Origin of the sequence: Paenibacillus andongensis (assembly GCF_025369935.1) — a bacterium.
In the GTDB taxonomy this organism is placed as follows: Bacteria; Bacillota; Bacilli; order Paenibacillales; family NBRC-103111; genus Paenibacillus_E; species Paenibacillus_E andongensis.
In genome coordinates, this window is the sequence record NZ_CP104467.1 from 3,977,249 (window position 1) to 3,988,889 (window position 11,641).

The following is an 11,641-nucleotide window of genomic DNA, read 5'->3' on the forward strand; positions in this document are numbered from 1 at the left end:
AGGTGATTATTAGGCCCTGTTAGAGCCTCGCGAACGTGATGTAATCGACTTGGACCGGCTCTGCCGATTCGATCCGAAGTGCCCGGTTGATCTGTCCCCGGTGATATTGCCCATGTAAGACGACCTGCAACAGGATGTCCCGGACGGACGTTCGGAATGGAACCCCGCTCTGGTTCGCATAGTCGATCATCTCGTCCAATTCGGATTCCTCGAGACCTTCGATATAGACGCGATATTGCTCGGCGTTTTCTTCGAACATCGTCCGGATCGCCGTCAGGTCTTCCGCTTCCTCCCACAACGAATATTGCGCGCTGCCCTTGCCCTGCAATCGGGACAGCCAGACTTGTTCCGCAACCGCTACGTGCCGAACCAGCTTTAGAAGGTCCTTGTTCTTCGTCTCACTCTCCTCGAGCGTGTCCAAGATGCGTCCGTCCGCCCAGTAAAGGTGGTCCATCATGCACTTGATCGTCTTCATTTCGGTTTCCCCCTCTTCGTCTCATCGATTACTTGAACCTACTGTACACCGTTAGTTCAATCCATGGTCTTCATCAATTATCCATGAAAACTCTTTAACAATAGCTTTAGCGATGTCCGATATTACTAATTCTAAGGTGTCATCAAGGTTCATTTATTTATTCAAAAACAGCTCCTGTAAGTCAGCGTGTATACGGCTGCAGCTTTGTTTTGGTTTCGCTATCGTGTCCCGTTATCTTAATAAGAATGGTTCAAAAATCACTTTCCCTATGTGACCACTTTGTTGAGCTTCATTAATTGCTTTCTCATATTCCCGTAGGCTAAAACGCGTTCTTGGTGCTTGAATAGTCAATTTTCCACTTTTCACTAATTCAAAAACAATACCAAAAGTTTTATGCCACTGAGTATTGGAAATATCCTCAACCCATCTTTTAAGCCAAAATGGTTTCACCCTGATATTAGGATGTTGTTGATGTATCTGAGCCCTATTCATTTGAACTCCTGACATAAGACCAATATTTAAGACTGTGCCACCGGAGTCGGAAATGGAAGTAATTAACATTAATAACCTTCCTAATGCAAACTCTGCGGATTATACGTTCAAAGGTCTATATCGATCTATAGGACCCAACACATCGGCGATTACTATTAATAGCTTAAATCCACCTAATGTGATGCGGTTAATCGATACAACTCTTATTAGTGGAGCAGGACCTTCGATTTCATCGACAGTTGCAGTATTAATAAAGAACTATGGTATTCTTACGGCTACTTTTTCACCGGACGCTTCGGTTACATTCTTATTCCCTGCTTCTGTTAATATTGATCCAGCAGTTAATTAGTGTTATACGAGAAAAACCGTCGTTGATGTCCGGCGGATTTTTTGCTTACAAGATTATCACTGATTTGAACACCGAATCTAACAAGGATTCAACGCTGGAGCCCAAATATCCGCGTTCTTTTTTAAGTTAAAGCGGATAATAATCCATCGGCAATCATGTCAAACCTACTTGTATCCCGAAAACTTCTTGCAAGTAATTGCGCGCCTTGAAGCGAAGCAAGGAATTGATGGGCTTGCACATTCGCGGCACCTTCAAAGTTTAGATGCCCTTCACGCCGCCCCTGATCCATCACTCGTTCTAGCCATTCTAAATTAGCGGTGAAAAGCTGAGCTAGCCCTTCTCGTGTCTTACCTGATAAGGTAGCCAAGTCAGTAGAAATCATGACGCCTAGACAAGTACAATAATTTTGAACAGGACCACTGTAAAGTAAAGTGAATTTACGCAGCTTTTCCAAATTGTTCTGTGTCTCGGTATCGATTTGAGTAACTGCAGAAATAAAATTTCTGTGATACCGCGAAATCAGCGCTTCTCCTAAATCCTCCTTGTTTGGGAAATGGTAATGAATACTGGCAGTGCGTATCCCTACTTTTTCTGCAATGTGTGCATAGCTAAACCCGTTAAACCCGACATCTTGAACAATCAACTGAGCAGTATCCAAAATAGCCTCTGCTGTATTTTTAGTTTTAGTCATGCCAATATTCTACCTTTTAGAAGATAGCGTGTCAAAAGCGGAATAAGGTGACATTGGTAACTTTCTCCGGTTCGCTCATCTCGCTTAAGAGGAATCGCGAGCGCAAGTCTAGCCTTCTGTTAGTTTGAGCTGCTTCCGGTCGGTTCGGCCTATTCCCAGAGGCAAGCTAAGCGCCCCCAAGAAGACGATGAAAGCCGCTCCGATTAAAGCGGTGAGGTAACTGCCATTTTCCGATATCAGAAGACCTGCAATAAGCGGTCCGATTATTTGCCCCAAGCCAAAAAAGGTGGTCAGCAAACCTATAATCTTTCGGTTGTTTTGAGGGTATAAATCCTTGGCAAAAGCGACGGACAGCGTCGTTATCCCCATAAAGGTTACGCCGAACATAAGAGCACCTACTATTATGGCGGTTGAAGAAGGAATAAGAACCGGAATTGCAATACCTATGGATTGCAGCAGCATAGCAACGGTCAATGTCCACTTTTTTCCCCATCGAGAAGCAAGCATCGACCAACCGACGCACGAAGGCGCCGCGGCAATACCAACCAGCATCCAACTGAGTGACGCAATATTGGGGATGCTCGAAACCGACTTGGCGAAAGCTACAAGATAGGTCCCAGTTACAATGTAGCCCAGACCTTCCAAGCCATAGGCAATCATTAAACATATCAAGACCCGCCGAACGGCCGAAGGGTGATGGTCGTGGTCATGAGATGAGCTTAACGTCTTCGTACCAGTATGCCTGTCCCACAACGAGTACCAGGATGCTAGTCCTAAGATCAGACTGATAAGGCCCAGTCCCTTCCATACTTCACTCCAATCGCCGTTTCGGGCAAGCAGCGGAACTGAAAGTCCAGTCAGCAGAATGCCCGCTCCCACGCCTCCGTAGAATATTCCGGCTTGGAGAGCCGATAAACGATCCAGTACAATGCTGGATGCGATGACAAACACGATTGCGCTGGCAAGGCCCGACAAAAACCGGAGTACGAGCCAGGCTTCTAGGCTGTGGAACACACCCATTTCCCATGTGGTAGCAATACATACGATTAACCCGGCGAACAGCAGCATGGATCGGCTTTTAACCTGGACCAACGTCAGGACAAACGCACCAATCAAATACCCCAAATAATTGCTTGAAGCCAGATAACCCGCACCTGCGGCGGAGAACAGGTGGTGATCCATCATCATCGGGAGGATGGGTGTAAAGGCGAACCTTCCGATTCCCATAGCTACCATCAATGCGGCTATGCCTCCGAGCAAAACGATCAACGTCCTTCTCTCCATTCACTTTCCCTCCTGTCTTTACCTACGACTATTCATTCATCATACAATGATTCCTGTTATCATGTATAATACAGAATAGTGATATTAAATATCTTAATTTCAGATATCTGAACCTAAATATATAGGAGGTCTATATGGATATTCAGTTGCTCAAAGTGTTTTTTACCACGGCGCACGAAGGCAGCATTTCTAAAGCGGCTCATAAATTAAACTTTGCCCAATCCAACGTCACCCATAAGATTCAACAGCTGGAGACCGATTTGCAGACTCAGCTTTTTTACCGCCACAATCGGGGTATTACGCTTACCCCTTCCGGTCAAATCCTTGTTTCTTACGCGGAGAAAATATTGCATGTCATACAGGAAGCCAGATTGGCCGTCGGAGACTCCTCCGTTCCCGCAGGCCCGCTTCATATCGGGTCTCTGGAAACAACCGCCGCCGTTCGACTGCCTACGCTGCTTACCAAGTATCATACCGAATATCCGGCGGTCGACTTCTCTTTAATTACCGGTACTTCCGAGCAGCACATTCATGCCGTTCTTCATTATGAGCTGAACGGAGCATTCGTGGCCGGTCCCGTGGAGCATCCCGATTTGGTTCAAGAAAACGTCATTGATGAGGAACTGGTACTTGTCACCTCGGTCACCCATCCGCCTGTTAATTCCATCCATGATGTGCAGCTGTCTACGCTTCTCGTATTCCACAACGGCTGTTCCTACCGGGCAAAATTAAATCAGCTGCTCCAAGATGAAGGCATATTGCCTGTTAAGCTGATGGAATTCGGATCAATTGAAACGATTATAGGTTGTGTAGGCGCTGGCCTCGGCATTGCTCTTCTGCCACGTTCCATCATAACCGATTCGGAAAAGCAAGGCCGAATCCGCTGCCATGAGATCCCCGGCAAACATGCCATCGTCACAACCGTGTTCATCAGGCGCAAAGACGCTTTAATCACGCCCGCTTTGTCAGCCTTCTTATTGGAGATACGAGCCCATTTTAGCTAAAAAAGGATAAGAGCAGACCCAGTGCCGTGTTGGCACTGGGTCTGCTCTTTTATTTCCTATCCATGAGAGGGTACTTTAACCATTCCCGGATTACTTGCCACCTGTATACAAGATGTTAAGAAGGGAATACTTGGAGAGAATCTGCTCTGAGGAGAACGCGAATGGAGTCCACTGAAAAAATATCGGGAACTCAATTATGTTTGTTAATTTTTTCTTTTATAGCTCCCATCGTCATTCTTATCATACCAGGCGTGGAGTCGAAGTTCTCCAAGCAAGATACATGGATAACGATTTTTCCTGCTGCCTTGATCGGGTCATTAACGATGTGGACGATGATCATATTGTCGAATCGCTACCCGGGTCAGACGATTATACAGTACAGCTCTCAAATCATAGGGAAATGGCCTGCAAAATGCTTAGGATGTTATTTAATTTATTACTGGATTAATTTTGATTTCGTCGTTCTTAATCAACACATACAGTTTATAAATACCGTTCTGCTCCTAAGAACTCCTGCTATCGTTGTCAGTCTAACGTTGGCACTCTTATGTGGAATAGCAGCCTATATGGGTATCGGATCTATCGCAAGAAGTAATGAGTACATTTCCATCCTCATCATTGTTTTATTGGTTCCACTATTGATTCTCATGCTCGCGGAATCTGATTCGGAGCGGATCCTTCCTGTGATGAGCCAAGGAATGACTCCTATCCTTAAGGCGTCCGTATACCCAACCGCTTACTTAAGCCAATTTTTTATTTTGGGGTGGCTTCTTCCTTATTTGAATCAACCGAAGAAAGCAATCAAAGTTTCGTTCATCGCATTGTTTCTTATCGCTAGTCTTCTCTGCATTACGGTTATACCTCTGATTATGATCTTTGGGCCGTTAGCGGAAAAATTGACTTTTCCAGTATTAGAAGTAGTTCGGTATATAGGTATAACAGGGAGCTTTGAACGATTGGAAGCTATAGCGGTGGCTATATGGGTCATGGGTTGCTTTGTAAAAGATGCTCTCGTCTGCTTTATTATATGTCTAAGTATATGCCATCTCTTTAACATTACAAATTACAGGAACATTGTATTCCCTATAGCGATTTTAGGAGCGATAGGATCTGTTTCGGTTTTTAAATATTATTCCACTGATTTGAATACTTATCTTAGATATTCTTTTCCAAGCTACGCATTTTTTACACAATTTATTTTACCCCTTACACTTCTATGCATTGATACGATAAAGAGGCGCTGGAATAAGTCTGAGGTTTAGATTTCATTATTTTAAAATGATTTTTCCGATGGGCTCAAAAATGAATCTCACAGGAATGGTTATACTTGGTATTTGAACATGGGCAATTAATAAAGAGCCCAGAATCATACATATACCCATCAAACAACTATACACAACAGCTTCTTTAGGCTGTTTTTTCTTTAGAAACATCTGAACTTTATAGTAAGACCAACCCAACGTGAAAATAACAAAAATTGATATTTGCAGGATCATTATTCGGACTCCTTTTCTTTCGATTCGAAGGAAGAATGTACCATTTCCTCTCCTTTTATGATCAGGTTAACTTCAACCGATATATCTGCCTCTGGAAACCGAGTATCCCATTGATTTTTCAAATTTGCCCATTTTTCAGGGTTATGCTTATAAATTTCATGGCCAAAGCCCACGCTATCCACTTTATATTTCTTTTGGATTTTAAATATAACATCTTGTACTTGTTTCTTGGCTGCATCTTCCAGCGCTTTTGTTATTAGCTTCAAATTCTTTGGTTCGTTGATATCCAGACCGGAATTATTCTCGGTCAAACTTCCTTGACCCTCCAATTGAATCTTAAATTGTACAGGATCATGGCCAGTCTGAGTAACGATTTTGCGCTCAGCATGGGTTATCAACATCCCAACTTCCCCCTTACCTTCGGGTAAATTTGCCGTGATTCGACCGAACTTCAGCTTATCCGTTACCCACATCAACCCCAATGTTTCATTTATATCTAATAAACCGGATAGTTTTAAATCTTTAAAAACGCCGGCGCCCGTTAACCTAAATAGTTGCTTATGTGGATCTTTGGAGTCAATATCGGATTCAATTACCCCTACAACGGGCTGTACACCCTCACTTTGTACCGAAATAAAAAAATCCTTCAATGTTACGGCTAAATCATCTCCCGAATTTTCCATTTCCCTCACCGCTTCGATGGGCACTTGCTTTAAAGGATAATTCATTTGCAAAATATTCTTCCCTGCTTCCCCTTTAACAACCATGACATAGGTCTTTAAGCGATTTCTTGGGTCATGAGTAAAGATATCCAGTACACCTTGAATGCCATGCTTAGCTAAACGTTCACTAATAAAAACAATGCTGCGATGAGAGTAGAACAACATACGTGAGCTTTTCTTCTGAAGTTTTTGGTGAATTTCATTTCCACTCTTTCCTTCTACGGATATAACGAAAAATTTATCTTTGCTGCCGCTCCCTCCGCCACTCATTCCTCCTTCCGAAGATGGCGTTGCGATTTGAAGGGAACATAGCAGGTTGCCGTCGTCCGACAGGTCCATGGCAGTACCCATAACAAATGCAAGATCATTCATTTCCATACGATCCCAACATCCGCTAATAAAAACAAATACGAGAAGAATCATATATTTTAATCTTCTCATCTCTTAACCCCCGATCGAAATTTCGCCCAAATCGGTATTCTTATCAAAACATCCTTCAAGCCGGTCAAATTAAGTGGAGAGACTGGAGAAAAATAAAGTACCCCGAAGGAACGAAGGGAGGTCACATGTAATATGATGCCTATCAATCCTAGAACAATACCATAGAGGCCCAGTGTCCCCGCTAAGAATAACATTGGAAAACGAAGTAATCGAATCCCATTTCCAAAACTATATCGAGGAATCGTAAACGCCGAAATGCCAGTGATGGACACGATAATGACGACTGGAGCAGATATTAATCCCGCTTGAACCGATGACTGGCCAATGACTAAACCTCCAACGATGCTTATGGTTGGGCCTATCTGTTTAGGCAGGCGATTTCCGGCTTCCCGCAGGGCTTCAAATATGACTTCCATTAGTAAAGCTTCAATCAGCGCAGGAAAGGGAACAGGTTCCCTCGAGGCAGCAATACTCAGCACAAGATTAGTGGGTATCATTTCCTGATGGAAGGTCGTAATAGCTACATACAGTGGAGGTGCAAATATTGCTAAATTGATAATGAGATATCGAATCCATCGAACAAAAGTAGCGACTGGCCAACGAGTATAGTAATCTTCACTTGCCTGAAGTCCTGTCCAGAACGTCATCGGAGCAATAAGGACAAATGGGGTAGTATCCACAAGAATGGCTACTTTTCCTTCAAGCAATTCAGCAGCCACCACATCCGGACGTTCTGTGCTGTGGACTTGGGGAAATGGTGAATACGGTTGATCCTCAATAAATTCTTCGATATACGCTGATTCAAGTACACCGTCCACTTTTATGGAATTCAATCTTGTTCTAACTTCGTCAACTAATGTTTCCTGCACAATACCCTTTAGGTATGTAATGGCTATTCGAGTCTTGGAAAGCTCTCCTAGGGTAATATATTCTACCTTTAATTTGGATGTTTTGAGTCTGGTACGTATCAGACTTATGTTTGTTGAAATATGTTCAATGAAGCCATCCCTTGGGCCACGAATAACAGGCTCGGATGACGCTTCTTCAATACTTCTTTTGGATGAACCGGGAATTGAGACCGTTATCACATTGCTGCTGCCTGTCATTAGAATGGCGGCATGACCCTCTAATAGGTTATGAATGATTTGCGATACTTTTGTAGAGCTATTCGTGGTTCCAATGGAGATCATCTCACTTTTAAGATCTCCTACATCCTTCGAATACGTATCTCTGGTTACGCTCGTTAGCATTGGTTTAATTACATGCTCTTCAAGCATTTTTGTATCAATCAAGTTATCTATGTAAACAATGAGCCATTGAAGGTTATGGTTACCTTCTATCCTTCGGTATTCCAAGTCAGAACAATCCTGAAATGTTTCTTTTAAAATCTTTTCGTTTTGTTCGATATCCGATGTAAATTCATTATGATTGTCTTCCTCCAGGTTATTGATTTTCAATTTAGGAAGTTTTTCATAATTATTGAATATATCTTTACCTCTTATAAACCATCTCATGAAAACTCCTCCAGGTTAACCAAGTCAATGTTATTATTACAAAAAGCGTAAAACATATTCGAATGAAATAAAAACGCCCAAGTCCATGTGTGGACAGGAGCGTCTTCAAATCCGGAGTTATGGCGAGCCTGGGAAATATTTTACTCTTTTGATTATTTCAGCATTTGCAGCATAGCAGAGACGACGCCAATATGAGTAGCTAAATGTGCAGTAGTTGAGACAATTAACTCTCCAAAATTCTCGGCTTTCAGAAAGTTCTCTTTCACGGGCACTTCCAGCTTGCCTTTCAACGACTTATGAATCAGGTTACGTTGTTCTTTTAGCTGGGCGATCAATAAATCCCACGCTGGTGGTTCTTCTTTCCAATCCGCTGTTCTCGTACGGTAAGCGAATAAGGCTTGGTAGTTCTCCGGAAGAACCAGAGGTTGCTCTGAAAGACCAAACACATGAAACTCTGTAACAGTAAGAACATGCCCAACATGCCAATGAAGGTTAGTCTCAAACCCCTCAGGCACAACTATGCGTTTGTTCTCCGGACATTTCTTTACCAATTCAAGAAATGCGTCTTGTTGTTTATCAAATAATTGGAATACAAAATCTTCTCTCATGTTTCCAGCCTCCCTAATTTTTTGAATCATAATGAAAAAATTAAATCATATCCAACCTTACTGCCAGTCAAAAAGCTTGGCATAAACGCGATATCCTCTTTTGTTGCGGCTCCTAACCTCAGTAGACATCGAATGAAATCCAGATAATAGGTTACGAATGGTTTCGTATACTTTTGTAGAGCTATCCGTGGTTCCAATGGAGATCATCTCACTTTTAAGATCTCCTAGTTCCTTCGAAAACGTCTCTCTGGTTACGCTCGTTAGCATTGGTTTAATTACATGCTCTTCAAGCATTTTTGTATCAATCAAGTTATCTATGTAAACAATGAGCCATTGAAGGTTATGCTTACCTTCTATGTATCTTTACCTCTTATAAACCATCTCATGAGAACTCCTCCTGTTGACACAGTCCCTGCTATTATTCCAAATAGAGTAAGACATATACGAATGAATAAAGACGCCCCTTATAAAAATCAAACCCAGTGCCGTGTTGGCACTGGGTTCGTTGCATGCTTTTAATCCATTTGGAAAAACATTGCTTTTTTCATATAAACAATATCGATGTTCTCATGTAGGGGACCGTTTTGTTCGGTTCTTTCCTTAAGCTCCAGCCATTCTGGATCTTCCAGAAAGGCTTGGAAGTTCCGTTCTCGAGATGCCTCGTCCAGATGCTCAAGCACGTAATACAACCGATCCTTTGTTTCGTCCGCATCCACCCAAAAATTCGTTACCTTCATATCATGTTTAGTAAAAATTCTTATCGTATCATCCCGAAACCGATCTAGTATCGCTTGCATACGGCCAGGAACCACTTGGTAAATCCGCAGTTCGTACAGCATGAACGTCATCCCCTTTTCAAAATCAGCATTTGTTGGTATTCATAAGATATTTACGGCTTACCACTGTCCGGCATTTTGACCGCCATCGACATGAAGAATCTCTCCGGTCACGAATTGTGCGGATTCCAGATACACAATGGCGTCAACAATATCCTGAGCCTCGCCCATTCGGCCCAATGGGTGCAATTGAGCCAAATAATCATGTGTCTCAACTGAATGCATCGGAGTCTTCGTGATCCCAGGCGCGACTGCATTCACGCGAATGCCCTTGTCCGCATACTCAATCGCCAGCGATTTCGTTGCCGCGTTCAAGCCTCCTTTGGTCAGTGCGGCAAGAACGGATGGCACGGCTTTAAGGGGCTGCTCTGTGGTTCCGCTTGCCGTGATGTTGACGATGTGGCCGGAACCCGACTTCAGCATCTCGGTCAACGCACGTTGAGTAACTTGGAAGAATCCTGTCACATTGATCGACAGTACCGATTCAAAATCCTCTTCCGTGTAGTCCGTGAATGGTTTTGCTATAAAAATGCCAGCATTGTTCACCAGTGTATCAATACGTCCAAAGCGCGAAAGTGCTTCGCCGATTAAGCGTTCAGCTATTTGGGGATCTGAAATGTCGCCAGCAACATATGCAACATGCGCACCTGTCGGATCGATTTCATTTGCAGCCTCAACCAAAGCTTGTTCACGGCGTCCATTGATGACTACATTGGCTCCTCGCTTCACTAATTCAATTGCTGCTGCTTTTCCAATACCGCTGCTTCCACCAGTAATGACTGCTACTTTACCTTGAATACTCATTTTTTATTCTCCTTTGTTATCTACCTATTAAAAGGTAGTTTATTTTTGAAAAAATATCAGATCTTCTGATCCGCTCATTCATCATACAATGATTCTGTTATCCTGCATAATACAGAATAATGATATTGAGCATCTCAAAATCAGATATCTAAATCTAAATATACTTAGGACATTCAATATAATGCCAAATAAGCCGCGAATTACGCGGCCTATTAGTGAAATGTCCGTGATTCAGCATTTTTTCGTTCAAGTTTTTACTTATGAATGCGCCACTGCTGGTTTCACAGTTCTAATATGATGAATATAGTCTTTACTGCTCTTTGCTAATCGCTCTTCAGTAATATTTGAAGCGTCATTGAGTGAAAAATGAGGTAGATAAGTTGCATGAATAAAATGAACAAGAGCTTCTACTGGTCGCAAAATTTCTTGAAGTGTAAAGCGGTTAGAGCCACTTGCTTGATATGATGCTTCAGTGCCATATGTTGAAATGGCTACGCCTATTTCTTTACCTTTTGTATTTGCAGCATCCGGTCCATAAGCCCAACCGTAAAGCAAAACTTCGTCAAACCACTTTTTGAGTAATGGCGGTGTACTGTACCAGTAGAGCGGATATTGAAAAATAATTCGATCATGTGACTCAATCAATTGCTGCTCTTTAAAAACGTCTATTTTTTCGTCAGGGTATGTCTTATATAATTCTTGTACAGTGATATCATTATGCTTTCGAAATTCCTCTAACCATGCTTTATTCCAGTTAGATGTTTCGATGTTCGGGTGAGTTACGATTACTAAAGTTTTCATTTTGTCTGCTCCGTTTCGTTATAATTTAACTATAATTCCATAAATCAGAAGGTATGGTTCTACTTAATCATTTACGATAAAGTATCTTCTACTACCCATATCTATAATGCCTTTGGTACTATTT

Annotated in this window: 13 protein-coding genes; 2 read left to right on the plus strand and 11 right to left on the minus strand. The window is 42.4% G+C overall.

Annotated elements, in window-relative coordinates:
- Positions 1 to 19: 19 nt before the first annotated feature.
- From NYR53_RS17790 to NYR53_RS17805, 4 genes are all read right to left on the minus strand, one after another.
- Positions 20 to 475: a DinB family protein gene (locus tag NYR53_RS17790; protein WP_261300593.1), complete on the minus strand. Its 456-nt coding sequence runs from the start codon at positions 473 to 475 to the stop codon at positions 20 to 22.
- Positions 476 to 706: 231 nt separating this feature from the next.
- A complete protein-coding gene (locus NYR53_RS17795; RefSeq protein WP_261300594.1) occupies positions 707 to 1,036 on the minus strand; it encodes a zinc-binding dehydrogenase in 330 nt (109 codons plus the stop codon).
- A 401-nt stretch (positions 1,037 to 1,437) separates the two neighbouring features.
- Positions 1,438 to 2,007 (minus strand): TetR/AcrR family transcriptional regulator, encoded by a 570-nt coding sequence (locus NYR53_RS17800; protein ID WP_261300595.1) that lies wholly within the window; start codon positions 2,005 to 2,007, stop codon positions 1,438 to 1,440.
- A gap of 108 nt (positions 2,008 to 2,115) precedes the next feature.
- A complete protein-coding gene (locus tag NYR53_RS17805) occupies positions 2,116 to 3,291 on the minus strand; it encodes a YbfB/YjiJ family MFS transporter (protein WP_261300596.1) in 1,176 nt (391 codons plus the stop codon).
- Between the two features lie 134 nt (positions 3,292 to 3,425).
- Here NYR53_RS17805 and NYR53_RS17810 point away from each other — a divergent pair, with 134 nt between their 5' ends.
- Positions 3,426 to 4,295 (plus strand): LysR family transcriptional regulator, encoded by an 870-nt coding sequence (locus tag NYR53_RS17810; protein WP_261300597.1) that lies wholly within the window; start codon positions 3,426 to 3,428, stop codon positions 4,293 to 4,295.
- Positions 4,296 to 4,456: 161 nt separating this feature from the next.
- Positions 4,457 to 5,557 (plus strand): GerAB/ArcD/ProY family transporter, encoded by a 1,101-nt coding sequence (locus NYR53_RS17815; RefSeq protein WP_261300598.1) that lies wholly within the window; start codon positions 4,457 to 4,459, stop codon positions 5,555 to 5,557.
- 233 nt (positions 5,558 to 5,790) lie between these two features.
- Here the strand turns inward: NYR53_RS17815 and NYR53_RS17820 are convergent, their stop codons facing one another.
- The 7 genes from NYR53_RS17820 to NYR53_RS17850 all read right to left on the minus strand — a co-directional run bounded on the left by NYR53_RS17820 (position 5,791) and on the right by NYR53_RS17850 (position 11,517).
- Positions 5,791 to 6,954, minus strand: coding sequence for a Ger(x)C family spore germination protein (locus tag NYR53_RS17820; RefSeq protein WP_261300599.1), 1,164 nt, complete (start codon positions 6,952 to 6,954; stop codon positions 5,791 to 5,793).
- A complete protein-coding gene (locus NYR53_RS17825) occupies positions 6,951 to 8,468 on the minus strand; it encodes a spore germination protein (protein WP_261300600.1) in 1,518 nt (505 codons plus the stop codon). The genes NYR53_RS17820 and NYR53_RS17825 overlap by 4 nt, the downstream gene beginning before the upstream one ends.
- Positions 8,469 to 8,620: 152 nt before the next feature.
- Positions 8,621 to 9,076 carry a DinB family protein gene (locus tag NYR53_RS17830; RefSeq protein WP_261300601.1) on the minus strand — a complete coding sequence of 152 codons (456 nt, stop codon included), beginning with the start codon at positions 9,074 to 9,076 and terminating at the stop codon, positions 8,621 to 8,623.
- A gap of 57 nt (positions 9,077 to 9,133) precedes the next feature.
- Positions 9,134 to 9,385 carry a hypothetical protein gene (locus NYR53_RS17835; RefSeq protein WP_367618541.1) on the minus strand — a complete coding sequence of 84 codons (252 nt, stop codon included), beginning with the start codon at positions 9,383 to 9,385 and terminating at the stop codon, positions 9,134 to 9,136.
- A 206-nt stretch (positions 9,386 to 9,591) separates the two neighbouring features.
- On the minus strand, positions 9,592 to 9,915 hold the full coding sequence (locus NYR53_RS17840; RefSeq protein ID WP_261300602.1) for an NIPSNAP family protein: 324 nt from the start codon (positions 9,913 to 9,915) through the stop codon (positions 9,592 to 9,594).
- A gap of 57 nt (positions 9,916 to 9,972) precedes the next feature.
- The gene (locus NYR53_RS17845) at positions 9,973 to 10,716 is read right to left on the minus strand and encodes an SDR family NAD(P)-dependent oxidoreductase (RefSeq protein WP_261300603.1); all 744 of its coding nucleotides are present in this window, start codon (positions 10,714 to 10,716) and stop codon (positions 9,973 to 9,975) included.
- Positions 10,717 to 10,974: 258 nt separating this feature from the next.
- A complete protein-coding gene (locus NYR53_RS17850) occupies positions 10,975 to 11,517 on the minus strand; it encodes an NAD(P)H-dependent oxidoreductase (RefSeq protein ID WP_261300604.1) in 543 nt (180 codons plus the stop codon).
- Between the last annotated feature and the right edge of the window lie 124 nt (positions 11,518 to 11,641).